This window comes from Clostridium sp. TJA085, from assembly GCF_058310235.1.
In genome coordinates this window covers 1,101,863-1,126,244 of the sequence record NZ_JBZEEZ010000001.1, presented here as the reverse complement: position 1 = coordinate 1,126,244, position 24,382 = coordinate 1,101,863, and the positions used below count along the sequence as shown (strand labels likewise).

Here is a 24,382-nt window from a genome sequence, read left to right as displayed (position 1 = left end):
GAGATTAGGAGGAAAAATAAATGAAATATTTTATAGTTGAAGGTATATTAAAAAATGTAGATAAAATAAATGATAGTATTATGAAAGAACATATGGATTATACTAAAAAAGCTATGGATGAAGGACTTATATTAATGTCTGGACTTAAAGAAGACATGAGTGGAGGAATGTTTGTTATTAAATTAGAGTCCTTACAAATGGTACAAGAATATTTATCAAATGAACCTTTTAATATAAATGGAATACAGGAATATAAAATTATAGAGTTTAATCCACATTATTTTAATGAATCACCAAAAGCATGGTTTAATAAATAAAATTAAGATTATAATTAATACTTTATAAAATTTACGATTTATATTTAAAATTATTAGTATAAATAGATAAAGGGTAAGCAGTTTGCTAACCCTTAATTTTAAATTTAAAAATTTATTTAGTTGTAGAATTCCATTCTTCAATTAAATTTATCATAAGTCTACGCATTACTTTACCTATAGTATAATATTCTTGATCATCTAGATTTGCAAGAGAAACTCTAAGAGACCATTCTGAATCATCAAAACCACTTCCAGATAAAACTATTATCGAACATTCTTTAGCTAATTCATAAAGTATATATACTAATTTATAATTATCTTGTAAGTAATTAGCGAAATCTTCACCAAAAGAATTTCTAGCCCATTTAAGTATATTAAATTCAGTGTAATAGTAAGCACTATATTTATTATCCTTAAGTTCAATTCCTAAGCCATCAAACAATAATTTTTTACGACGACGGCAAATTTCTATTGTTAGCTTTTTATAATTATCATCTTTATCAAGTAGTGCAAAGGCACAGAAAAAAGCCATTTGTACTTGCTGTGGTGTTGAAAGACCAGCGGTATGATTAAGAGCAACCTGTCTGCTATCTGCAACCAATCTATCAATAAAAGGGATATTATCACAATTTGTAGATAAATCTTTATAACGAGATTTAATTAGATTTTTCTTTTCTTTAGGAAGTTCTCTAATTAATTTATCTAAAACATTATCTTTTTGAAGAGCGATAGTTCCGAGACGATAACCTGTAACACCAAAATATTTTGAAAAAGAATATACTCCAATTGTATTATAAGGTAAATCAGCCATTAATGAACGAAAACCTGGCACAAAAGTTCCATAAACATCATCTGATATTATTATTAAATTTGGATTATTTTCTTTTACTATTTTTATTAAATTATCTTTGCTTTCGTTTGTCAAAGCAACAGAGGAAGGATTCCCAGGATTTACTATAAACAATGCTTTTATAGAATTATCTTTAAGTTTTTCTAATTCTTCGGAAGGTACTTGCCATGAATAGTTACCGGTATTTGGATTTTCATTTGCTTTAATTTGTATAATATCAAGGCTATATCTTGGTATTTTTGGTATCTCTAAGTAAGGGGTAAATACTGGGGTGATTATAGCAATTCTATCTCCTTTGCATAAAAGTTCATTTGCTTTTAATGAATCAAATATATAACACATAGCAGCAGTTGCACCTTCTACTGCAAATATATCAAAGGATGAATTACTAAAATCAGAAGAACACATTTCCTTAACTAAATAATCATGAACTATGCTTTCTATATGACTTAACATTCTATCAGGGAATGGATAGTTGTCTCCGATTATTCCATCTGTAAGTTCATAAACCCAAGAATCAGCATCAAAATTTTTATTATTAATACCATATTCTATTATATTTATTAAAAGTTCTATACCTGGTGAATTTATATTTTCATCTGCAAATTCTTTAAATCTATTATATATGCCTTTTTTATGAGGCATACCTGCAAGATCTCCATCTTTCCAAACTCTTTGAGTTTCAAGAGCAGCAAATTGACCAAAAGTAAAGAAGGCTTGACGTGGTGTTGCGCATGTCCAGTTTGGATTTCCTCTTCCAGCATCAAGTAAAGGACGTTTACTAACATCTAAATCTTTTTTTGCAATTTCTATAAGTTTATCTTTAAACTCAAAGGGACTTATTTTTCCATAAACTTTTTCTATTTGTTTAATGTCTGAAGTATTAATTTTCATATAAAAAATCCTCCTGAAAATAATATATAAATTTAGCCCCAAAAAAACTATACAACAACTTTTGTTCAATAAAATAGATAAACAGTAATAATATTGTTAAATTTTTTTAGAGTGATATTAAATTATTTTTATATAAATTTTTAATAGTTATAATGGGTATTTTTTTGTGAATTATACATAAAAGTAAATTTTTATAGAGTATTTATGTGAAAAAATAGAATGAATTTATTTAATATATTAGATTTTAAATTATATTTATAAAAAGTTAAATTGATATTATAAAATAATATATACAAGTTTATAGTAATGAAAGAAAAGGATATCGATTTTGTATTTTTCGATATCCTTTGATAAATGGTTTAATTAAGAAATATTATTTTATTATTAATTTAGTAAAGCCTTTTTTACCTTTTTTTATCATAGCAAAGCCTTGATTAAAGTGTTCTTTTTCTAAAGTTTTTCCAAAGTCTTGAACTTTTTCATCATTTAAAGTTAGACCACCTTGAGTTACAAACCTTTTAGCTTCTGATTTTGATGGGAAGATTTTAACTTCAACTAGTATGTCAATTAAGTTGTTTCCGATTTTTGTATTTTCTAATTCAATAGTAGGGACGTGTTCTAAATTAATACCACCTTCAAAGAGTGCTTCTGAAGCTTTTAAAGCTTTTTTTGCTTTATCTTCACCATGAACTAATTTAGTTATTTCAAAAGCTAACTTCTTTTTAGCTTCATTTATAGCAGAGCCTTCAACTGAACATAATTTATCTATTTCATCAAGTGGAACAAAAGTTAAAAGTTTTAAGCATTTTTCTACATCAACATCAGCGATATTTCTCCAGTACTGGAAGAATTCAAAGGGAGAAACTCTTTTTGGGTCAAGCCACAAAGCTCCACCAACAGTTTTACCCATTTTTTCACCTTCGCTATTAGTAAGTAGGGTACAAGTCATAGCATATACGCTTTCACCTTTTTTCTTTCTTACTAAATCAACCCCTGCAATCATATTTGACCATTGATCATCTCCACCAAGCTCCATCTTACAACCATATTTTTTATTTAAAATAAGGAAATCGTAAGCTTGCATTAACATATAGTTAAATTCTAAGAAAGATAAACCTCTATCAAGGGCAAATCTTCTTTTGAAAGCATCAGCAGCTAACATTTTGTTAACAGTAAAGTGTCCACCAACTTCTCTTAAGAAATCTATGTAATTTAAACCTCTAAGCCAATCAGCATTGTTTACTAATATTGCTTTTCCATCTTCAAAATCTATGAATTTTGAAAGTTGATTTTTTATTGACTCAACATTATGTTGAATTTGTTCATCAGTTAACATTTTTCTCATATCAGTTTTGCCACTTGGGTCACCGATAGTAACGGTTCCACCACCAACGAGAACGATAGGTCTATGGCCAGCTTTTTGCATATGAGCCATAAACATCATTGCTATAAAATGCCCAACATGTAGGCTGTCTGCAGTTGGATCAAATCCAATATAAAAAGTAACTTTCTCTTTTCCAAGTAATTCTCTTGTTTCTTCTTCATGTGTGAATTGTTTAATGTATCCACGCTCTTTTAGAACATCTAAAACATTTCTTTCCATGTTCATTACCTCCAATAATTAATGTAATTTATATATTTAGCATTAATTATTGACCTTCTTTAAAAAAAACAATATAATTATATTTGGGAAAAAATAATATTGTAGAAGATCAATAATTATGCTTAATTATTAAATCTTTTATTAAAACTATATAAACTATGTTTATATAGTTTTTTAATTTGAATAAAATAAAAAAATCTCATCCAATAAGGACGAGATTACTCACGCGGTACCACCTTAATTTGAAACATACAAATAAATAGTATGTAACATCTTAATAAGTTAATAACGGTTCTTAACCGATAACATCTAATTCCTATTAAAATATAATAGGGTTCAATGTATGACTCCAAGATGTATTCAAAATAACTGATTTAGTGCCTCTCATCAACCGGCAACTTTCTGTTAAATCTTAGATATTTTTACTTGTTCTTTTCATAGTCTTTAATATTATTACAATACAAATAATTTTTTGTTATATGAATTCATTATAATATTATAAATTTTTATAGTCAATAATATTTAAAAAATATTTCAATTTAAATTAATATTTGGTTAGTTTGTAAAATTTAATTATATAAAAATATAGTTATTTAAAATAAAGAAATTAGAGAAGTTAATAGTTTTCTTATTTAAAATTTATTAATATTTATATTGTATAATTTTTAAATAAGAAAACTATTATATTAAGTCAAAATAATAGTTAAAAGCTTTAAATTAAGTTATAGAATTTTGTATATTAAAGGTTTATATAAATTTAAATTAGGAAGAGGTTTGAATATGAAAATATTAAAATACTTATTAATATTTATTCCTATAAGTATTATTGCAGAATTTATGCATGTATCTCCAACAATAATATTTATATTAGCTGCACTTTCAATAATTCCTCTTGCAGGACTTATGGGGGAAGCTACTGAAGAAATATCATTTTATACAGGACCTAAAATAGGAGGGTTTTTAAATGCTACATTTGGTAATGCAACAGAACTTATAATATCATTTTTTGCTTTAAAAAGTGGATTATTTGATGTAGTAAAAGCATCTATTGCAGGTTCAGTTATAGGAAATGTTTTATTAGTTTTAGGAGCTAGTATGTTAGCTGGTGGATTAAAATATAAAATTCAAAAATTTAATGAAAAGATTATAGATATAAGTTCTAGTATGCTTTTGTTTGCAGTTATAGGACTTAGTATACCAGCAATATTTACTCATACTGTAAGTCCGGAATTATTAAATACAAAATATGAAGGACTTAGTATTATAGTAGCTATAATTATGTTTCTCATATATATACTAAGTTTAGTTTTTTCATTTTTTACACATAAGGACCTATATAATTCAGAAGTTGAAGAAGGTGGAAATGCTAAATGGTCAATGAAAAAATCAATTTTAATTTTAGCAGTATCTACAGTTTTAATTGCTATAGAAAGTGAACTTTTAGTAAGCGGAGTTGAACCTATAACTAAAACTTTAGGGCTAAGTGAATTTTTTGTAGGTATAATATTAATACCTATAATAGGTAATGCAGCTGAACATAGTACTGCAGTAGTTATGGCACTTAAAAATAAAATGGATGTTTCTGTTGAAATAGCATTAGGATCAAGTCTTCAAATAATATTATTTGTTGCACCAGTATTAATATTTTTAAGTTTGATTTTTACGCCAATGAGTATAGTATTTAATCCTTTTGAACTTGTTGCTTTAATAGTTTCTGTTTTAATAGCAAATAAAGTTGCATTAGATGGAGAATCAAATTGGTTAGAAGGGGTTCAATTATTAGCAGTTTATATTATAATAGCAGCTTCATTTTTTATAGTATAATAAAATAAATATTATAAAGGGTGGTTAGATTATGGTTGAATTATTAAGTAAAAGAAGAAGTATAAGAAAATATAAAAATAAAATGGTGGAAGATTTTAAATTAGAACAAATACTTAAGGGAGCACTTCTTGCACCATCTTCAATGAATAAAAAGCCAGTAGAATTTATTGTTGTTAATGATAAAAATATATTAGAGAAATTAGAAGGGTGCAAAGATAAAGGGACAGTTGCATTAAAGACAGCACCTGTGGCTATTGTAGTATTAGCAGATTTTGAAAAAAGTAATGTTTGGATTGAAGATGCATCTATTGCATCAACAAATATTATGTTGGAAGCTGAAGATTTAGGACTTGGTTCTTGCTGGATACAAATTAGAAATAGAAAATCTGGAAATATATCATCAGAAGATGCTGTAAGAGAAGTTTTAGATATACCAAGTAATATGGCAGTATTAAATATAATTACATTAGGTTATAAGGATGAAGAAAAGTTAGCTTATAAATTAGAGGATTTAAATTTTACAAAAACTCATTATAATAAATATTAATAAAGTAAGAGCTTAAATATTTTATAGAGTATTTAAGCTCTTGTTACATTTATTAGTGTATAAATGATATACTATGTACAATACTGTTAGAAGGGAAGTAGATTATTTTTGGAAAAATTATATTATATAGATCAGTATATAAAGGAATTTACAGCTGAAATTGAAAATGTAGTAGAAAGAAATGGTGAATACAATGTTGTATTGGATAAAACTGCATTTTTTCCAGGTGGGGGAGGTCAACCTTGTGATATAGGCTTTATAGAAAATTGTGAAGTTATAAATGTTTATGAAGAAAACGGAAATGTAGTTCATGTATTAAATAAAAAACCAATAAAAATACATAAAGTAAAATGTAAAATAGATTGGGAAAGAAGATTTGATTATATGCAACAGCACTTAGCACAACATACTCTCTCAGGATGTTTCTTTAAGTTGTTTAATCAAAATACAGCTGGAATTCATTTAGGAAAAGAAATAAGTACCATAGATATAGTTGGAGAACTTACTGAAGGAAAAATAAGAGAAGCAGAGCAGTTTGCTAATAAAATGATAAATGAAAATTTAAAGGTTGAGTTTTTATTGCCTGAGAAAAGAGAACTTAAAAAGCTAGGACTTAGAAGAGATTTACCTAAAACAAATGAAAAGATTAGGGTAGTAAAAATTGAAGACTTGGATATAAATGCATGTTGTGGAGTACATCCAAGTAGAACTATAGAACTTCAATGTATAAAGCTTTTAAGATTTGAAAAGCACAAAGGAAATACAAGAATAGAATATTTAGCAGGAAATAGAGCCATAATAGATTATCTAAAAAAAGATGAATTTTCAAGGAGTATATGTAATTTTTTAAGTTGTAATGATAAAGAAGCTATAAATAGTATTAAAAAATTAAATGAAGAAGTTAAAGAGCTAAATAGTAAAAATAGAAGTCTTACATTAGAAATTTCAGATTACAAAGGAAAGGAACTTATCGAAAATTCGCCTAAGATAGGAAATATATCTGTAATTAAAGAAATATATGATAATGAAGATGTGAAATATATTAGCAAAATAGCTACAAAACTTTCAGAGTGTGATAACGTAATAGCTTTATTTGCAGTTAAAAATGGTGAAAGAGCTAATTTGATTTATTCATGCTCAAAGGGAGTAAATATAAGTATGAATGATTTACTTAAAGATTCAATTAGTTTAATTGATGGAAGAGGTGGTGGAAATTCAATACTTGCACAAGGCGGAGGAAAAAATAATAATAATTTAGAATCTGTTTTAGATTATGCTTTTATGAAAATAAAAGAAAATTTAAAATAATAATTTAGGGGAATATATGAAAATTTTAACTAATAATACATTTAAAATGGCTACATCAGCTACTATGGCTATAATGATAGCAGAAGCATTAGGATTAAAGTTTGGTGTTACAGCAGGGATAATAGCAATACTTAGTATACAAAGAACAAAAAAAGAAGCATTATTAGTTGGCTTTAGAAGATTAATAGCTGCAACTATAGCAGTTGGATTGTCTTATATTTTGTATGTTATGCTTGGAAATGATTCAATAGTATTTGGGTTATTTTTACTTATTTTTATTCCTGCTACTAAAATTTTAAAAGTAGAAGAAGGTATGGTGGTTGGAGCTGTTTTATCAACACATCTTCTTGTAAGTTCTAATATAGATTTAACATGGATAATAAATGAGGAACTAGTTACTTTAATAGGAATAGGAGTAGCTTCACTTTTTAACTTATATATGCCATCTTTAAGTGATGAATTTAATAAAAATAAAGAAAAAATAGAAGAGACTTATAGGGATATAATAAACGATATGTCAAAGAGTTTATTAATAAAGGCAGTTCCCATAAATGAAAGAAAAAGACTTAGAGAAATAGATAGAGTAATAGAAGAAACTAGAGAAATAGCATATAAGATAAATAATAATTATATATTTAAAAATGAATATTATTATATAGACTATATAGAAATGAGAAGTAAACAATTAGAAACTATAAAGAGAATGAATTCTCACTTTTCAAGATTTTCTATAACTTATGACCAAACAAAAATAATGGCAGAGTTTACTGAAAATATTGCAAATAATATATATTCAAATAACGATTGTATAGAACTTATATATAATTTAAATAAGTTAAGAGCTAGATATAAAGAAATGGATCTTCCAAAAACAAGAGAAGAATTTGAAAATAGAGCTATGTTATTTCAATTTTTAAATGACCTAGAAGATTTTCTATACATAAAGAAAGATTTTATGAAATTACATAAAAATAATAAATAAGGTTGTCCATAACGAGGGGATAATAAATTCTCTCGTTATAGATAACCTTATTTTTATAATTTTATAATATGAATTTTTCTTTCCTTAAAGTAAACTGGAGTAAGGTTACATTCTTTTATAATATTTAAGGCTACATCAAAGTTTTTACCAATAGATTCTTTATTGTGTGAATCAGACCCTATTGTTACATACTTGCCACCTAATTCTCTGTATCTTTTATATATAGGTATTAATGAATCAATAGCTTTCTTATCATTTAACCTTCTAGTATTTAATTCAATAACTTTATTTTTTTTAATTAAAACTTTAAAAATTTCATTTATGTAATTTTCATATTCAGATAAATATATGTTATTGTCTTTAAAGTGTAAATATCTACAAGGATAATCTATATGAGCTAATGAATCAAAGTTATCAAAAAGCTTTATATCATTTAACATTTCTTCAAAATATGATTTGAAAAATTCTTCTTTTGACATATTATCTTTATTAGAGTCTGAAAAAATATCTATATTATTAATAGAATGTATTGAACCTAAAATAAAATCAAAAGGAAAAGAATTTGTAATTAAAGTAGCCTCTTCAATTATAGTTTTAGAAAGACCAACTTCTATTCCTAAAAGTAAATTATCATTTCTATATTTTGAGTATTTTTCAAAGAATAATTTGCAGTCAACTTTAAATAAATCCTCTACTGGATAATTTAAATCTAAGTGTTCTGTTAATATACATCCTATATTAAGCTTAGAAGATTTATCTAAAATATCAGATAATAATATTTTGCTATCAGAAGATAATTCTGTATGCATATGACTATCAAAAATCATGAATTTAAGCACCTCCAATTATAAAATTGCTTTTTTATATTATAGCATAGTATTATAATAAAGAAGATTAAGGCCTATAATAAGGAGGATGTATTATGAAAGAATTATTTAAAATAAAAGATATGTCTTTTTATGAAGAAGACTTTTTAGATGATATTAATGAATTTGAGGATATAATTCCAATTATTAAAGAATTAGAAGATAATTTAACTTATGAAGAAATTGAATGTGTTGAAATTAATGAGTGCTGTAAGATAAGTAAGAAAAATTATTATGTTGAAATACATGGATATATAAATTCTAATGATGAATTTGTAACAAAAGAAGAAAAAGAGCAATATGAAAATGTTCTTAAAAATGAAAAGTTTGATCTTTTTGTTATAAGAGTTTATAAATGTGTTGATTGTGGTAAATGGATAATAGATATTTTAGAATCAATGGACTAATAGTTTGTACGAGTGAATTATTCACTCGTTTTTTTATATAAAAATATTGATTTTTATTGTATAAAGGGTATTATATATGTAAAAAGTAATGAGGTGGGAGTTATTTGAGAGAAAAATTAAAAGAATTAATGGGAGATATAAAAGTATTTATTATAAAAAATAAAATTATAGTTGTTTTTTCTGTATTAATGATATTTTTAATAATGGGTTACATGTTAGGAAGTATTAATAGTAATAAAGAAAGTGTAATGAAAAAATTTGAATTAGGACTTGAAGAGGGAAGCTATAATAAACTTAAAGATGTACTAAGAATAAATGGAAAGAAAATTTCAAGAAAAGAATTAAAGCCTTTAATAGAATATTATAAAGGAGAAAACTCAGAAGTAAATACTATAGTAGATGCTTTAAATAGTACTGGTAAAAGTAAGGTATTTGAACTTAAAGAAGATAAAGGATTATTTTTAGATGATTATTATATAAGTTTAAAAACTTTAGAGTTAAAAGTTACAAGTAATTATAAAGATGCTTCTATTTATTTAAATGATAATAGTATAAAGCAAGGTGAAGTATTAAAAAATTTAATACCTGGTATTTATAAATTAAGTGGAAATCTTAAAAATAAATATGGTGAAATGAAATCAACAGAAAATATTGTTTTAATGGATAATAAGGATGTAGAATTTAAATTAAATGGATTATTAGTTAGTGTAGAAAGTGAGTTTAAAGATGCTAATGTACTTGTAAATGGAGAAAATAGTGAAATAAAAGTTTCTGATTTTAAAAATATAGGACCTATGCCATCAGACGGAAGTATAAAGCTCTCACTAAGTAATAATTTCCCTTGGGGAACAATAAAAGGGGAAGAAGTAACAGTAAAAGATGTTCCAAATATATCATTAAGTTTAAATATAACTAATAATAAGCTTTGGAGTGAGATAGATAATACTATGAATTTATTTTATAAGAGTGTGTTTAATTCCTTAAATAATGAAGATAAAAATGAAATACAACTAACAACAGAGGGAACTAAAAATAAAATATATTCTATATTAGAAGAAAAATATTTTATATTAAAAAATAAATATACCTTAATATCTCTAGAATTAGATAAGGAAAAAAGTAAATTTCAATATAAAAATGGAGAGTATGTAGGGACCGTTGTTTGTAATGCAAATTATGATACTAGTAAAGTTTTATTTGGAATTGGTAGGGAAGAAAAAAGCAAAAAGTTTTTAACAAAAGTATTATATAAGAATAATGAATGGATTATAACAGATATAGAAAATTTTTCATTGTAAATAAATCATACATGCCTTGATTGCATGTATGATTTAAATAAAAAAACCTGTACTAAAATTAGCACAGGTTAAAGGGTTATGTTCATTTAAGAAAGGGAATAAATGAACATTTTGTGGGGTTTATTTAAACTCTATAGCGTTTGCTAATAGAGTGGTATGGGCAAATTTGTTTTATTTATTTGTTAATATAATTATAACTAAAATAAAAAAATAAATCAAATAAAAAGATATATTTTTACTGTTTGTTAATATATAGTTTAAAATGTATTTAAAAATAGAAAATTGTATTTATTAATAAAGTTATAAATAAGTTATTATTTATTATTATGATAGCTTATTTATGATAAAATGTAGTTTATTAATTAATGAAGGAGTAGAAAATTTATGTTAAGAATAGAGAAAAAAACACATTTAAAAGATACACCAGAATATGAAGGGTATACAGAAAATATAGCTAAGCTTACAAAGAAAGAACAAAGTGAATTAGGAATAAGACAATGTAATTGTAAATGCAAAAATAAAAATAAATAAAAATAAGAAAAATTTTATTATTTGATAAGATTTATATTATATAATAAATATCAATAGTTAATAAAATTAGGAGGGAATATTTTGGCGAAACCAAGTATTTTTAGTAAAGATTACGAAAGAAAAATGAAAAAAAGAAAAATAAAAATAACTATAGGCGTTATTTTAGCGGCCATAATAACGGGTATACTAATTTATAAGCTTAAAATAGAAGATATGGATTTTTCAAATGTAAGGTCAAAATTACAAGCGTGGGTTGATAGTGATAGTACAAACAACAATAATAAGCCTGAAACGCCAAAAGAAATAGTTGAGGAAGCTCCTCCAAAGCAAGAAGAAGTTAAAGAAGAAGTTCCAAAGAAAAAAGAACTTGAAGTAAAGCTTAGCAAAAATGATACTATAAAATGTGAATACGAAGAAAAAGATAATAAAAAAGAATTTATAGGAATAGAAGATAAAAAGGGAATAAGCTATGATATATCTCCTGATAAACAAATGATTTTAGTTTTAGATAAAGATCAAAATTTGAAAATAATTGATATAGATGGCAAAATTAAAGATATAACAAGAAAAGAATATATTTCAACTAAACGAGAAAAATATCCAAAAGATGTTATGTTAAATAAATATAAGGGTTATATATGGCATTCACAAGCTAAATTTATAGATAATGAAAATATCGCTTATGTAAGTAACTTACCTTACTTTGGAAGTGCAGCAAAGAAACAATATATTTGGATATATAATTTGAAAAATGAAACTCAAAAAATTGTACCAAAGTCTGGTGGTAAAAATATAGAGTTTGGAAAAGTTGTAGATAAAAAAGGAATAGAAGTTAAAATTGACAAAACTGAATATATATTAAACAATAAGGGGAGTATTTTAAGTGATAATACTTCAAAATAACTATATATAACAAATGGTTTGATAATAAGTAGAAATTTATGTTATAATAACCTAGTTAATAAATGTGATTAAAGAACTATTTTAGGAGGAAGAGCAAATGGAAGCTAAAATGGAAAAGATAGAAGCTAATGTTGTTAAATTTGAAGTAAAAGTAGAGGCAGAAAAATTTACTGCCGCTTTAAATAAAGCATACAACAAAAATAAAAATAGATTCAGTGTACCTGGATTCAGAAAAGGTAAAGTGCCAATGGCAATGGTTAAGAAGCACTACGGAATAGAAGTACTTTTTGAAGATGCTATAAACACTGTAATAAATGAAACATATCCAAAATTAATAGAAGAAAACAACTTAAGACCAGTTGATTTCCCAAAAGTAGATGTTTTAGAAGTTGGAGAAGGTAAAGATTTAGTTTATACTGCTGAAGTTACTTTATATCCAGAAATCGAACTTGGAGAATACAAAGGATTAAATGTAGAAAAGAAAGAAGCTGTTGTTGAAGATTCAGAAATTGAAGCACAATTAAAAAATATGCAACAACAAAATGCTAGAATAGAAACTAAAGAAGATGGAGCTATCGAAAAAGGTGATATAGCTGTTATAGATTTTAAAGGATTTATAGATGGAGTTGCTTTTGAAGGTGGAGAAGGACATGATTATTCATTAGAAATTGGATCAGGTTCATTCATAGATAACTTTGAAGATCAATTAATTGGATTAAGTGTTGAAGAAGAAAAAGAAGTTAAAGTTACTTTCCCAGAAAACTACGGAAGAGAAGAATTAAATGGTAAAGAAGCTACTTTTGAAGTTAAAGTAAAAGAAATAAAAGTTAAAGAATTACCAAAATTAGATGATGAATTTGCTAAAGAAGTATCAGAGTTTAATACTTTAGATGAATTAAAAGCAGATATCAAAGGAAAAATTGAAGAAACTAAGAAAGCTTCATTAGAAAGAGAATACGAAGATGCTTTAATAACAGCTGTTATTGAAAATTCAAAAATGGAAGTTCCAGAAGTAATGGTAGAAAAAGAAATAGATAACATGGTTAGAGATCTTGAAAATAGATTAAAATACCAAGGATTATCATTAGAGCAATACATGCAATTCACTGGAAGCACTGAAGAAAAAATGAGAGCTTATATGAAAGAAAATGCAGATAAGAAAGTTAAAGCTGACTTAGTTTTAGAAGCAATAGCTAAAGCTGAAAAAATAGAAGCTACAGAAGAAGAAGTTAAAGAAAAAGCTACTGAAATAGCTAAAATGTATGCAGGAGATGAAGCTGAAAAAATGGCTGAAATGTTAATGCAAACTCAAAAAGCTATGATAGAAAGAGATATCGTTATTGCAAAAACAATAAAGTTATTAGAAGATAACTGCAAATAGTTTTGATATATTAAAATTTAATAAATGTAACTATAAGATAATTGCCAGAAAAGTATTTTCTGGCAATTATTTCAAATAAAAATATTAACAAAAGAATAATCTTAGAGTATAATTTTATTTAAGTTACATTAAAAAGGAGGGAACGATTATGAGTTTAGTTCCAATGGTTGTTGAACAAACTAATAGAGGAGAAAGAAGTTATGATATCTTCTCAAGACTATTAAAAGATAGAATAATAATGATTAATGGTGAAATAAATGATGTTACTTCAAATTTAGTAGTAGCACAATTATTATTTTTAGAAAGTGAGGATCCAGATAAGGATATTTATGTTTACATAAACAGTCCAGGAGGATCAATAACATCAGGTATGGCTATATATGATACTATGCAATATATAAAGCCAGATGTTTGCACTATATGTATAGGAATGGCTGCATCAATGGGAGCTTTCTTGCTTTCATCAGGACAAAAAGGAAAAAGATATGCTCTTCCAAATGCTGAAATAATGATACACCAACCATTAGGTGGATTCCAAGGTCAAGCAACAGACATTGATATACATGCAAAGAGAATTCTAAGAATAAAAGATAAATTAAATCAAATACTAAGTGAAAATACAGGTAAACCTTTAGAGCAAATAAAAGCAGATGTTGAAAGAGATTACTTCTTAGAAGCAGATGAAGCTATGGAATATGGATTAGTTGATAAAGTTATAACTAAGAATGAAATAGAAAAAGCTTAAGGTTTGCCATACAGTGAGGTGAAAATATGGCTAAATATGAAGAAAAGAAACAATTAAAGTGTTCTTTTTGTGGTAAAGGTCAAGATCAAGTTAAAAGATTAATAGCTGGTCCTGGAGTATATATTTGTGATGAATGTATAGAATTATGCTCAGAAATTATTGAGGATGAATTCGAAGAAACAAGCGATGTAATGACAGAAGAATTACCAAAGCCACAAGAAATTAAAGAATATCTTGATTCATATATTATAGGGCAAGATTCAGCTAAAAAGTCATTAGCTGTTGCTGTTTATAACCACTATAAAAGAATTAACAGTAAAAAGTCATCAAATGATGATGTAGAACTTCAAAAGAGTAATATATTATTATTAGGACCAACAGGTTCAGGTAAAACATTATTAGCACAAACATTAGCTAAAGTATTAAATGTTCCATTTGCAATAGCAGATGCAACAACATTAACTGAAGCTGGATATGTTGGTGAAGATGTAGAAAATATTCTTTTAAAGCTAATACAAAATGCTGATTTTGATATAGAGAAAGCTGAAAAAGGTATAATATATATTGATGAAATAGATAAAATTGCAAGAAAATCTGAAAATCCATCAATTACAAGAGATGTATCAGGTGAAGGTGTACAACAAGCCCTTTTAAAAATATTAGAAGGAACTGTTGCCTCAGTACCACCACAAGGTGGAAGGAAACATCCTCATCAAGATTTATTACAAATAAATACTTCAAATATATTATTTATTTGTGGTGGAGCGTTTGATGGAATAGATAAAATAATTGAAAAGAGAACTAGAAAAAGTTCAATAGGTTTTGGAGCAGATATACAATCAAAACAAGAAAAAGATTTAGGGACATTATTTAAAGAAATAATGCCAGGAGATCTTTTAAAGTTTGGATTAATACCAGAATTTGTTGGTAGATTACCTATATTAGTAACTTTAGAATCTCTTGATAAAAAAGCTTTAGTTAAAATATTATGTGAACCAAAAAATGCTTTAGTTAAGCAATATAAAAAATTATTTGAGCTTGATGATGTAGAATTAGGATTTACAGAAAAAGCATTAGATGCTATAGCAGATGAAGCTATGAGCAGAAATACTGGAGCAAGAGGTTTAAGAGCTATAATAGAAGAAATGATGATGGATATAATGTTTGAAATTCCTTCAGACGAAAGAATAACAAAGGTAACTATTACAGAAGATACTATTAAAAAAGGTTCAAAGCCAGAAATTCAAAGATTACCAGAAGGCTCAGTTAGACCTTCTCTTGCTGAAAAATCATTAAAAAATAAAGATGATATGGAAACAGCTTAAATAAAAAACACTCTTTTTAATAAGAGTGTTTTTTTCTTAATAGATGGAATTATTGAAAAAAGTTATGGTTATGGTATACTTATTAAGTCTAATAAAAATAATAATTATTAATATAGGAGGAAGATAGGTATGACAAATGAAAATATTCTTCCTTTAATTCCTCTAAGGGGAATAACTATTTTTCCGAATATGGTAACTCACTTTGATGTTGGAAGAGATAAATCAAAAGCAGCTGTTGAGGCAGCTATGCAAAATGGAGAGAAAATATTTTTGGCTCCGCAAAAAGATCCAGAAATAGATGATCCTAAAAAAAGTGATATAAACAATGTTGGAACAATATGTGATATAAAACAGATAATAAAGCTACCTGATAATGTTATAAGAGTATTAGTTGAAGGCAAAGAAAGAGCTAAAATTAAAAAATATCAGGCTAAAAAAGTTTATTTAGAAGTTGAATTAGAGAGAATTAAAGAAGAAGAAGTAAAAGGTGTTGAAATAGAAGCTTATATAAAATCTTTAAAGAGTATATTTATAAAATTTATGAAACTTACAGGAGAAAGTTCTAAGGATATTATAAAAGCCATAGAAATTGATAATAAAGTTCATGAATTTGTAGATATGGTAAGCACGGTTGCTATAACTAGAGAAGATTATAGACAAGAATTATTAGAAACTATAGATTTAAAGAAAAGAATTGAAAGAATGTTAGTTATGATTCATGAAGAAATTCAAATTATAACAATTCAAAAAAAGATTTCTAATAAAGTAAAAGAAAATACTGAGAAGAGCCAAAAAGAATATTATTTAAGAGAACAGCTTAAAGTTATTCAAGAAGAACTTGGCGAAGATGATGAGACTAAGATTGAAATTAAAAAATATGAAGATAAAATTTCTAATGCGAAACTTCCAAAAGAAGTTAAGGAAAAGGCTGAATATGAGCTAAATAGATTAAAAAGTATGGGACCATCAAGTTCAGAGGAAGCTGTAATAAAAACATATCTTGATTGGATACTGGACATGCCTTGGAAAAAGAGTAGCAAAGATACAATTAATATAAATAAGGCAGAAGATGTATTAAACAATGAACATTATGGACTAAAAGATGTAAAAACAAGAATTATTGAATATTTAGCAGTTAAGCAAATGAGTAAAAGTATGAAGGGACCTATACTTTGCTTGGTGGGACCTCCTGGTGTTGGTAAAACATCTATAGCTAAATCAATAGCTGAGGCTATGAATAGAAAGTATTCAAGAATAGCCTTGGGCGGGATGAAAGATGAGTCAGAAATAAGAGGTCATAGAAAAACTTATGTAGGTGCTATACCAGGTAGAATAGCATATTCTTTAAAAGAAACAGGAACAAATAATCCTCTTATATTATTTGATGAAATTGATAAAATTAGTTCAGATTATAAGGGAGATCCAGCAGATGCTCTTCTTGAAGTTTTAGATAGTGAACAAAACTTTAATTTTAGAGATAATTATTTAGAATTACCAATTAATTTATCTAATGTATTTTTTATTGCTACTGCAAATAGTTTGGATACTATACCTAGAGCATTACTTGATAGAATGGAAGTTATCGAGGTATCAGGATATACTTATGAAGAAAAATTCCATATAGCTAAAGATCATTTAATTCCAAAACTTTTAAGAGAATATAACTTAGAAGAAAATAATATAAAAATAAGTGATTCTGCTATAAAAGAAATGATTGAGGGATATACTAGAGAATCAGGAGTTAGAAGTTTAAAAAGAGTTATATCTTCTATTCTTAGAAAAGCTATAACAGAAATGATAAAGAAAAATAAAGAAAAATTAAGTATAAATTCTAAGAAAGTGGAGAGTCTATTAGGTAAAAAAGTATTTAATTATGATAAAATTGATATGGAAGATAAAATAGGTGTTGTTACAGGACTTGCATGGACTGCTTATGGAGGAGATACACTTCCGGTTGAAGCTATGATTATGGAAGGTACAGGGAAATTACAATTAACAGGTAAGCTTGGAGATGTTATGCAAGAATCAGCAAAAGCAGCCCTTACTTATGTTAGAGCTAATGCAGGTAAGTATGGAATAGATTTAGATTTTTATAAAAATAAAGATATTCATATACATGTTCCAGAGGGGGCAGTGCCTAAAGATGGACCATCTGCTGGGGTTACTATGATAACTTCATTAGTTTCAGCATTATCAAATAAGCCTGTTAAACATAATGTGGCAATGACAGGTGAAATAACTTTAACAGGAAGAGTTTTACCAATAGGTGGACTTAAAGAAAAATCACTTGCAGCTGTTAGAGCTGGTGTAGATACTATAATAATTCCTAAAGGAAATGAAAAAGATATAGAAAGTATACCAGCATCTATTAAAAAGGGATTAAATATAATAGTTGCAGAACAAATTGATACTGTTTTAAATAATGCAATAGTAAAATAATTGGAGTGATAAACGTGAGAATAAAACAATCTGAATTTATAACATCGGCAGTTAAGCAAAGCCAATATCCAGTTGATAATAGAGTTGAAGTTGCTTTTGTTGGAAGATCAAATGTTGGAAAAAGTTCAATAATAAATGCTTTAACTAATAGAAGAAAATTAGCTAAGGTAAGTCAAACTCCAGGAAAGACTAGACTTATAAATTTTTTCTTAATAAATAATGATTTTTATTTAGTTGATTTACCAGGATATGGATATGCTAAAGTTTCTAAAAAAGAAAAGGAAAGTTGGGGAAAGGTAATTGAAACCTACCTAAATGGAAGAGAAGAATTAAAGAGAGTAATTCTTTTAGTTGATTCTAGACATAAGCCAACAGCAGATGATGTTATGATGCATGAGTGGATAAAACACTATGGTTATGACGTAATAGTTGTAGCAACTAAAAGTGATAAATTATCTAATAATAATTTAAGAAAGAGTGAAAAAGTTATAAGAGATACTCTTAAGTTAGATAAAGAAGATAAATTATATTTTTACTCATCACTTACTAAAAAAGGTACAGAACAAATAATTGAAAATTTATTTGGAGATGTAGCTGAAGATACTGAATAACAAAAAAGGTTTAAAGAAGTTATTTTAACTTTCTTTAAACCTTTTTTATTTTGTAGAACTTTATCTTAATTTAAAAAAATAGTGTCAAATAATTTGCTGAAGAATAATATATACTATAAAAACAAATAAGGAGGAGGTCAGAAGAGATATATGGAGATTAATGATATCCTAAATGGCTTCAGTGATTGTCCGGATTCAGATGATTGCAATTGTAATGACGAATGTTGTAATTTTGATGAAAATGAATTTGATTGCAATTTTGATGATGGAATAGGAGATTATGATGGTTGTGGATGTGATTGGAATTGTGATGATAATTTTAATTGCGGAAATAACTGTGGTTGTGGAAATAACACATGGCTCATACTAATTTTATTATTAGCTTGGTGTGGTTGCCAAAGAAATAACTATGGATATGGAGGGTATAATGATATGAGTAAAAATTGTTGTTGCTGTTGTTGCTGTGATGAACCTAAATTTAAAAAAGTAAAACAAACAGTATATGTACCAGAATGTGGATTACAAGGTGCTAACGCTTATCCAGCTTATGATGGATACGGTGGATATGGTGGATATGGAAACTGTTGGTGGTGGATTATAATAATTTTAATTTTCTGTTGCTGTGGAAATAATGGATTTGGAAACTGTGGAAACAATTGTGGATGCTAGTAAAATAAATTAAATAGATTTGGATAGATAAAGGAGGAATTTTTTATGTCACACAAAAATTGTTGTTGTAATGATAGAACTATCGTAGTTTCACCTTATGCTCAAGCTCCAGTTCATAATCATGATGGATTTGGCGATGGATGCTGGTGGTGGATTATAATAATATTACTTTTATGTTGCTGTGGAAATAATGGATTTGGAAACTGTGGTGGATGCGGAAATGATGGATGCGGAAATAATGGATTTGGTAATTGGTGGATTATAATAATCTTAATTTTCTGTTGTTGTGGATGCGGAACAGGTTATGGAAGATACTAATTAGTATAATAAAATAAATTAATCAATTTAATATAAATTGATAATTGTTGGAGGGTTTTATACCCTCCAAAAAAAAGCTCAAAAATAATAACCAATACAAAATATATACATATAATAGAATTAAAATAGTTTTTGGGAGGAGCTAATATGGCTAAAAAAAGGCATAGAAGTAAGAGTGATTCTAATGAAAAACATATGTCATTTAATGATTTGAATAATAATCCGTTTGGTATAGATCCAAATCAACTTATGAATATGATTGGGAATATAGATCAGAATAAGTTAAACAACATAATTGCATCTATGGAGAAGGAAGGAATTGATTTAAGTTCATTTCCAAACATGAATGGATTTAACAATAGTCAAAACACTAATCAAAATGATAATTCAAATGCAAGTCAAAATAATATGAATGTAAATAATATGAATCCTATGGAATTTCTTAATAACATGAGTGCTAATATGGGAAATTTTAATGGAAATGGTATGAATAATATGGGAAATTTAAATCCTATGGCAATTATAGCTCAACTTATGCAAATGAATAATATGAATAATCAAAGCAATCAAAATAAAAATAATAACAATAAAAAGAAAAGTAACAAATACAATACGGGAGATCCTAATATGGATATGTTATTAGCCCTTAGAAATGCAGTGTCAGGAGATAGAGTTGAATTTGTAGATAAGATTATAGGACTATATAAAAAAGGAGATTTAGATTAAGAAATATTGTATAAAACTTTTATATGTAGTCAATAATATAATTGTACCGGAGAAATGTTCTCCTACAAGCTATATTATATTATATTATAATATAGCACCCCCCCATCCCCCTTTTAGGCCGCACGAGCGGCCTTTTATTTTATGCTAGATATTTTGAAATTATTATTTTCATCTCTTGAAGATTCAACATTTAATTTGAAAATTTCTTTTTCATTAGAGATTTTATTAATTTTTTCAAATTGTAGAGACCAAGAGATATTTTGTAGGACACCATTTTTATCAACTTCGTTGTCATAAAAGAATCCATTTTTAAAGGAATACATAAAATCATTTTTATTTAAAGACCATATAGGTGATATTGAATCATCAGTTGCATTTTTATGAAAAATATTGGGATAATCAACTACTTCATATTCTAAGCATATAATATCAATTAATTTTAATATTTCTGATGCTCCATATGTCTTAATTGAATTTTTACTTATATCTATTAAATTATTATTTATTATCATAAAGTTTTTAAAGGACTTATTTAAATCAGAGCTATTAAAAAAAGCTATTTGTGGGGTTCTATTAAGATTAGAATCTATAATTCCAGAAATATTGCTGTTATTACAGTAGTATTCTAATTTGAAATTTTTATCAGTATAAGAAAATAAATATGTTACAGGTTTTTCTTTTAAATATCCTTGAACTAATATCCTAGGTTTATTATCTCTTGAAATATTTAATAATCGAACTTTAATAGAGTATGAATTGCTACAATTAGATAAATAATTATTTTTTGTTAATGAACTTAAAAGAAATGTTTTATCAATTGTAGTTATCTCAATATCTTGTTTATTGTTATCTATTTGAATTATTTTTATACTTTCAAAGTTACCATCGTTATTTAAATCTACATTTGAATTGTTTTGTAATACTGTTGGAGATGTTACATTTATTGTTTCTTTGTAATTAACTTTAGTTAAATATATTATAAATATAACAAATACTAAAACAAAAATAGATAGGGATAAAGTTTTAAAAATTTTATTCATGTAAAAAACCTCCTTCAATAAAGTATATGAAACATATATAATTTAATGAATACTTAGGTAAACTATAATAAGAAAGGAGGAGGTTTAAAATGAACAAAAAAATATTAGTTTTAAGTTTAATTAGTATTATGGCTATAAGTATTTTGGGGTGTAGTATGAAAAAAAATAATAATAATGATGAAAATACTTTAAATTTGTATTATAATACTATAGATACAAAATCTATAAGCTATATACCAGAAATAATAAAGGAATATGAAAAAGAAGAAGGTATAAAAATAAATATAGTTCCTTTAAAGAGTAATGAAGAGATGTTAAAGAAAATTACAGAAGATAAAGAAAGCTGTTTATTACTATTAGATGGTTATAGATTTAGTGATTATAATTTAAAGGGAATTTTAAGAGAGCTTACATATCTTTTTAAATCTGAAAAGACAAAACAAGAATTTACAGATATAAGTACTTTATATGGTATTTTTGAAGGAAGAAATTTTGGATTAGGCCTTAGTCCGTATTCAGTATCACTTGTTTACAATAAAACTGAACTTGAAAAGTTAGGTATAGCAGTAGAGGAAAATGATTTAAATTATTTATTTAAAAAATTAAATGAGAAAAATATAAAAATACCTACAAAGATGTACAGTGAGTATAGTAAAGAATTATTAATAAGTGCATTAATAGCAAATGATAGTATAATATATGATATGTATAAACTAGATTACATAAATGACATGGATAAGAAGATATATTCTATAGAAAATGGTCAAAAAATATTTGATATAATGAATGATTTATATAATAAAAATATAATAAAAGAAAATATGTTTATAGAAGATGATGATGCTGTAAAGAAATTCAATGAGGGAAAAACCCCTGTCGTTTTAATGACTACTTTAGGAGCTAATGATATAAAAAGCGATTCTGATAATATAGGTGTAGTAGATCAAATGCATATAAACAATAAAATAGTAAATTCACCAATATTAACAGATACAATATTGTGTTCATCTGTAGGAAGTAAAAATTTTGATGCTGTTGATAAATTTTTTAGATATATTATAAATAGTGGAATTTTTCAAAAAATATCTTCAAAAAATTATATAACAGGAAATAAAATTGCTGATAGCAATCTACAAGGTGTTCAAATAAAAATGGCAAATGGAATATCAAGTGCGGAAGAAATAAACAAAGTATATTTTAATGTAATTTCAAACGAAAATATAAAAAAAATAAATGATGAATGTAGAAATGTATTAAGTGGAAAATATGACGGTAAAGAATGGAATAGGATTTTAGATAAAAAATAAAAGCAAATCATTAATGATTTGCTTTTTATTTTATAGTAATGTCTATTGACAATCCTTACAAAGACCGTAGAAATAAGTTTGGTTAGATAAAACTTTATAATTTGACTTTTGTTCAACCTCACTATTTAAATGATCTAAAGATATATTCATTAAATCATCTACTTTACCACAATTAATACATTGTATATGAGGGTGTGAATTCATATTTCCGTCATATCTAAAGTTGCCTTCGCCTACATTTAATTCTTGAACTAAACCAACCTCAACTAAAGTTTTTAAAGCTTTATAAACAGTAGCTAAACTCATAGTAGGAAAATCTTTCTGTATAGCTTTATATATTACTTCAGCTGATGGGTGTTCTTTTGTACTCATTAAATATTTATAAACAGCAAGTCTTTGAGGTGTTAACTTAAGCTTTTTTTCTTTGAAAATAGCTGTTATATTCTCCATACTTTTACACTCCTTAACCTGTAATACTATTGTTATTATATGCTTTTTAAATCACATAGTCAATAAGTATTAAAAAATTATCATAATTTACTAATAATATATATTAAATAACAAAAATAATATTTAAAAAAATTACTTGATATTTATAATGAACAATGTTAAAATATAAACAAAGTTGTTAATTGATTAACAAATTCCGTGTTCATTTCATTTTACATAGAACAGCAATAAAGACTGTTCTATATTTTTTTTATATTTAAATTTTAATAAAGAATTAAATTTAAATTTTAGAGTAAAGTATAGTTGAACCCAAAAAACTAAAATGGTAATATATATTAAAAAATATAATTCTAGGAGGAATTACTATGAGTAAATATAAAGTTGGAGACGAATTATTAATAATAAATGATCCTAATGAAGAAAAGGAAAAACTTAAAGAATTAACTAGATTACATATAGAAAATGATTTTGCTCAAATTTCATGGGGAATAAAAATATTAAAAGTAGAGTATGATAAGCCTAATGTTACACTTACATATAGAAACATAAATGGAGAAACTAATAAAGTTTTTGCTGTATGCAAAAATATAGAAAACTTTAATAAAGAAAAAGTATTAGAAAAAGCTTTATTAAAAGCATTCCAAAATGAAATAATAGATATATCAGTAGGAAAAAATACTGGTTGTTTAAGATAATAAAAGGAACCTCATTTAATGAGGTTCTTTTTATTTTACAATTATTATAAAAATTGTAAAAAGTATTTATTTTTAAAAAAAGTTAATATATAATGAAGATGTATATAAGGTACTTTATGGGGTGAGGAAATATGAGAATGTGTCCGTTTTGGTCAACGGAAGAAGAACAGGTTAACTGTTATAAAGAATGTCCTATAGTTCAAGAGTTAGAAAAAAGTGATGAATGCGTCTTTAGAGAATATTTAGAATTTAATGATTTTAAACTTATAGAACTATAGAAAATATAATTTATAAAATAATATTTAAAATAAAAATAACATTGATACTTAAATATCAATGTTATTTT

General features: G+C 25.9%; 25 protein-coding genes and 1 other annotated feature. Of the genes, 20 read left to right on the top strand and 5 right to left on the bottom strand.

Annotated elements, in window-relative coordinates; genetic code table 11:
• The first annotated feature begins 20 nt into the window (after positions 1 to 20).
• Positions 21 to 317 carry a YciI family protein gene (locus AC4FQW_RS05780; protein WP_303128794.1) on the top strand — a complete coding sequence of 99 codons (297 nt, stop codon included), beginning with the start codon at positions 21 to 23 and terminating at the stop codon, positions 315 to 317.
• 112 nt (positions 318 to 429) lie between these two features.
• On the opposite strand, the gene aspD is transcribed toward AC4FQW_RS05780, so the two are convergent.
• Together aspD and tyrS are read right to left on the bottom strand one after the other, a co-directional pair.
• Complete coding sequence (gene aspD, locus AC4FQW_RS05775; RefSeq protein WP_491147798.1) at positions 430 to 2,061, bottom strand: aspartate 4-decarboxylase; 1,632 nt, start codon at positions 2,059 to 2,061, stop codon at positions 430 to 432.
• A gap of 373 nt (positions 2,062 to 2,434) precedes the next feature.
• Complete coding sequence (gene tyrS, locus AC4FQW_RS05770; RefSeq protein WP_491147796.1) at positions 2,435 to 3,664, bottom strand: tyrosine--tRNA ligase; 1,230 nt, start codon at positions 3,662 to 3,664, stop codon at positions 2,435 to 2,437.
• 205 nt (positions 3,665 to 3,869) lie between these two features.
• Positions 3,870 to 4,112: a binding site (T-box leader), on the bottom strand.
• A 332-nt stretch (positions 4,113 to 4,444) separates the two neighbouring features.
• On the opposite strand from tyrS, the gene cax reads away from it, so the two are divergent.
• The 4 genes from cax to AC4FQW_RS05750 all read left to right on the top strand — a co-directional run bounded on the left by cax (position 4,445) and on the right by AC4FQW_RS05750 (position 8,325).
• Complete coding sequence (gene cax, locus AC4FQW_RS05765) at positions 4,445 to 5,488, top strand: calcium/proton exchanger (protein ID WP_491147794.1); 1,044 nt, start codon at positions 4,445 to 4,447, stop codon at positions 5,486 to 5,488.
• Positions 5,489 to 5,519: 31 nt separating this feature from the next.
• Positions 5,520 to 6,035, top strand: coding sequence for a nitroreductase family protein (locus tag AC4FQW_RS05760; protein WP_491147792.1), 516 nt, complete (start codon positions 5,520 to 5,522; stop codon positions 6,033 to 6,035).
• 108 nt (positions 6,036 to 6,143) lie between these two features.
• Entirely contained in the window at positions 6,144 to 7,343 is a 1,200-nt protein-coding gene (locus tag AC4FQW_RS05755; RefSeq protein ID WP_491147790.1) for an alanyl-tRNA editing protein, read from the top strand.
• 16 nt (positions 7,344 to 7,359) lie between these two features.
• Positions 7,360 to 8,325: an aromatic acid exporter family protein gene (locus tag AC4FQW_RS05750; protein ID WP_491147788.1), complete on the top strand. Its 966-nt coding sequence runs from the start codon at positions 7,360 to 7,362 to the stop codon at positions 8,323 to 8,325.
• Between the two features lie 53 nt (positions 8,326 to 8,378).
• Here the strand turns inward: AC4FQW_RS05750 and AC4FQW_RS05745 are convergent, their stop codons facing one another.
• Positions 8,379 to 9,152, bottom strand: a complete 774-nt coding sequence (locus AC4FQW_RS05745) for a histidinol phosphate phosphatase (protein ID WP_491147786.1) — start codon at positions 9,150 to 9,152, stop codon at positions 8,379 to 8,381.
• Between the two features lie 95 nt (positions 9,153 to 9,247).
• On the opposite strand from AC4FQW_RS05745, the gene AC4FQW_RS05740 reads away from it, so the two are divergent.
• The 12 genes from AC4FQW_RS05740 (at position 9,248) to AC4FQW_RS05685 (ending at position 20,544) form a co-directional block, all read left to right on the top strand.
• A complete protein-coding gene (locus tag AC4FQW_RS05740) occupies positions 9,248 to 9,598 on the top strand; it encodes a hypothetical protein (RefSeq protein ID WP_303128808.1) in 351 nt (116 codons plus the stop codon).
• A gap of 104 nt (positions 9,599 to 9,702) precedes the next feature.
• Positions 9,703 to 10,896: a TcaA 3rd/4th domain-containing protein gene (locus AC4FQW_RS05735; protein WP_491147784.1), complete on the top strand. Its 1,194-nt coding sequence runs from the start codon at positions 9,703 to 9,705 to the stop codon at positions 10,894 to 10,896.
• A 384-nt stretch (positions 10,897 to 11,280) separates the two neighbouring features.
• On the top strand, positions 11,281 to 11,427 hold the full coding sequence (locus tag AC4FQW_RS05730) for a hypothetical protein (RefSeq protein ID WP_491147783.1): 147 nt from the start codon (positions 11,281 to 11,283) through the stop codon (positions 11,425 to 11,427).
• 81 nt (positions 11,428 to 11,508) lie between these two features.
• The gene (locus AC4FQW_RS05725; RefSeq protein WP_491147781.1) at positions 11,509 to 12,330 is read left to right on the top strand and encodes a hypothetical protein; all 822 of its coding nucleotides are present in this window, start codon (positions 11,509 to 11,511) and stop codon (positions 12,328 to 12,330) included.
• A 97-nt stretch (positions 12,331 to 12,427) separates the two neighbouring features.
• Complete coding sequence (tig, locus tag AC4FQW_RS05720) at positions 12,428 to 13,711, top strand: trigger factor (RefSeq protein WP_491147780.1); 1,284 nt, start codon at positions 12,428 to 12,430, stop codon at positions 13,709 to 13,711.
• Positions 13,712 to 13,859: 148 nt separating this feature from the next.
• The gene (gene clpP, locus AC4FQW_RS05715; RefSeq protein ID WP_303131189.1) at positions 13,860 to 14,456 is read left to right on the top strand and encodes an ATP-dependent Clp endopeptidase proteolytic subunit ClpP; all 597 of its coding nucleotides are present in this window, start codon (positions 13,860 to 13,862) and stop codon (positions 14,454 to 14,456) included.
• Positions 14,457 to 14,482: 26 nt separating this feature from the next.
• Positions 14,483 to 15,781 carry an ATP-dependent Clp protease ATP-binding subunit ClpX gene (clpX, locus tag AC4FQW_RS05710; protein ID WP_491147778.1) on the top strand — a complete coding sequence of 433 codons (1,299 nt, stop codon included), beginning with the start codon at positions 14,483 to 14,485 and terminating at the stop codon, positions 15,779 to 15,781.
• Between the two features lie 129 nt (positions 15,782 to 15,910).
• Positions 15,911 to 18,220: an endopeptidase La gene (gene lon, locus AC4FQW_RS05705; protein WP_491147776.1), complete on the top strand. Its 2,310-nt coding sequence runs from the start codon at positions 15,911 to 15,913 to the stop codon at positions 18,218 to 18,220.
• 14 nt (positions 18,221 to 18,234) lie between these two features.
• Positions 18,235 to 18,831 carry a ribosome biogenesis GTP-binding protein YihA/YsxC gene (gene yihA, locus AC4FQW_RS05700; protein WP_303130113.1) on the top strand — a complete coding sequence of 199 codons (597 nt, stop codon included), beginning with the start codon at positions 18,235 to 18,237 and terminating at the stop codon, positions 18,829 to 18,831.
• A gap of 150 nt (positions 18,832 to 18,981) precedes the next feature.
• On the top strand, positions 18,982 to 19,500 hold the full coding sequence (locus tag AC4FQW_RS05695; RefSeq protein WP_491147773.1) for a hypothetical protein: 519 nt from the start codon (positions 18,982 to 18,984) through the stop codon (positions 19,498 to 19,500).
• A gap of 45 nt (positions 19,501 to 19,545) precedes the next feature.
• Positions 19,546 to 19,818, top strand: a complete 273-nt coding sequence (locus tag AC4FQW_RS05690) for a hypothetical protein (protein ID WP_491147771.1) — start codon at positions 19,546 to 19,548, stop codon at positions 19,816 to 19,818.
• 147 nt (positions 19,819 to 19,965) lie between these two features.
• Positions 19,966 to 20,544 carry a hypothetical protein gene (locus AC4FQW_RS05685; RefSeq protein WP_491147769.1) on the top strand — a complete coding sequence of 193 codons (579 nt, stop codon included), beginning with the start codon at positions 19,966 to 19,968 and terminating at the stop codon, positions 20,542 to 20,544.
• A 134-nt stretch (positions 20,545 to 20,678) separates the two neighbouring features.
• Here AC4FQW_RS05685 and AC4FQW_RS05680 read toward each other — a convergent pair whose 3' ends face one another.
• Positions 20,679 to 21,584 (bottom strand): hypothetical protein, encoded by a 906-nt coding sequence (locus tag AC4FQW_RS05680; RefSeq protein WP_491147768.1) that lies wholly within the window; start codon positions 21,582 to 21,584, stop codon positions 20,679 to 20,681.
• An 89-nt stretch (positions 21,585 to 21,673) separates the two neighbouring features.
• Here AC4FQW_RS05680 and AC4FQW_RS05675 point away from each other — a divergent pair, with 89 nt between their 5' ends.
• Complete coding sequence (locus tag AC4FQW_RS05675; RefSeq protein WP_491147766.1) at positions 21,674 to 22,891, top strand: extracellular solute-binding protein; 1,218 nt, start codon at positions 21,674 to 21,676, stop codon at positions 22,889 to 22,891.
• A gap of 42 nt (positions 22,892 to 22,933) precedes the next feature.
• On the opposite strand, the gene perR is transcribed toward AC4FQW_RS05675, so the two are convergent.
• Positions 22,934 to 23,341 (bottom strand): transcriptional regulator PerR, encoded by a 408-nt coding sequence (perR, locus tag AC4FQW_RS05670; RefSeq protein ID WP_303130121.1) that lies wholly within the window; start codon positions 23,339 to 23,341, stop codon positions 22,934 to 22,936.
• Between the two features lie 365 nt (positions 23,342 to 23,706).
• Here perR and AC4FQW_RS05665 point away from each other — a divergent pair, with 365 nt between their 5' ends.
• Positions 23,707 to 24,036 (top strand): hypothetical protein, encoded by a 330-nt coding sequence (locus AC4FQW_RS05665; protein ID WP_303130122.1) that lies wholly within the window; start codon positions 23,707 to 23,709, stop codon positions 24,034 to 24,036.
• A gap of 131 nt (positions 24,037 to 24,167) precedes the next feature.
• Positions 24,168 to 24,314 carry a hypothetical protein gene (locus AC4FQW_RS05660; protein WP_303130123.1) on the top strand — a complete coding sequence of 49 codons (147 nt, stop codon included), beginning with the start codon at positions 24,168 to 24,170 and terminating at the stop codon, positions 24,312 to 24,314.
• Positions 24,315 to 24,382 lie beyond the last annotated feature (68 nt).

Coding starts and splice junctions, on each gene's coding strand:
- AC4FQW_RS05780 (WP_303128794.1), top strand. CDS start 21: ATGAAATATTTTATAGTTGAAGGTATATTAAAAAATGTAGATAAAATA.
- aspD (WP_491147798.1), bottom strand. CDS start 2,061: ATGAAAATTAATACTTCAGACATTAAACAAATAGAAAAAGTTTATGGA.
- tyrS (WP_491147796.1), bottom strand. CDS start 3,664: ATGGAAAGAAATGTTTTAGATGTTCTAAAAGAGCGTGGATACATTAAA.
- cax (WP_491147794.1), top strand. CDS start 4,445: ATGAAAATATTAAAATACTTATTAATATTTATTCCTATAAGTATTATT.
- AC4FQW_RS05760 (WP_491147792.1), top strand. CDS start 5,520: ATGGTTGAATTATTAAGTAAAAGAAGAAGTATAAGAAAATATAAAAAT.
- AC4FQW_RS05750 (WP_491147788.1), top strand. CDS start 7,360: ATGAAAATTTTAACTAATAATACATTTAAAATGGCTACATCAGCTACT.
- AC4FQW_RS05745 (WP_491147786.1), bottom strand. CDS start 9,152: ATGATTTTTGATAGTCATATGCATACAGAATTATCTTCTGATAGCAAA.
- AC4FQW_RS05740 (WP_303128808.1), top strand. CDS start 9,248: ATGAAAGAATTATTTAAAATAAAAGATATGTCTTTTTATGAAGAAGAC.
- AC4FQW_RS05730 (WP_491147783.1), top strand. CDS start 11,281: ATGTTAAGAATAGAGAAAAAAACACATTTAAAAGATACACCAGAATAT.
- tig (WP_491147780.1), top strand. CDS start 12,428: ATGGAAGCTAAAATGGAAAAGATAGAAGCTAATGTTGTTAAATTTGAA.
- clpP (WP_303131189.1), top strand. CDS start 13,860: ATGAGTTTAGTTCCAATGGTTGTTGAACAAACTAATAGAGGAGAAAGA.
- clpX (WP_491147778.1), top strand. CDS start 14,483: ATGGCTAAATATGAAGAAAAGAAACAATTAAAGTGTTCTTTTTGTGGT.
- lon (WP_491147776.1), top strand. CDS start 15,911: ATGACAAATGAAAATATTCTTCCTTTAATTCCTCTAAGGGGAATAACT.
- AC4FQW_RS05695 (WP_491147773.1), top strand. CDS start 18,982: ATGGAGATTAATGATATCCTAAATGGCTTCAGTGATTGTCCGGATTCA.
- AC4FQW_RS05690 (WP_491147771.1), top strand. CDS start 19,546: ATGTCACACAAAAATTGTTGTTGTAATGATAGAACTATCGTAGTTTCA.
- AC4FQW_RS05685 (WP_491147769.1), top strand. CDS start 19,966: ATGGCTAAAAAAAGGCATAGAAGTAAGAGTGATTCTAATGAAAAACAT.
- AC4FQW_RS05680 (WP_491147768.1), bottom strand. CDS start 21,584: ATGAATAAAATTTTTAAAACTTTATCCCTATCTATTTTTGTTTTAGTA.
- AC4FQW_RS05675 (WP_491147766.1), top strand. CDS start 21,674: ATGAACAAAAAAATATTAGTTTTAAGTTTAATTAGTATTATGGCTATA.
- perR (WP_303130121.1), bottom strand. CDS start 23,341: ATGGAGAATATAACAGCTATTTTCAAAGAAAAAAAGCTTAAGTTAACA.
- AC4FQW_RS05665 (WP_303130122.1), top strand. CDS start 23,707: ATGAGTAAATATAAAGTTGGAGACGAATTATTAATAATAAATGATCCT.
- AC4FQW_RS05660 (WP_303130123.1), top strand. CDS start 24,168: ATGAGAATGTGTCCGTTTTGGTCAACGGAAGAAGAACAGGTTAACTGT.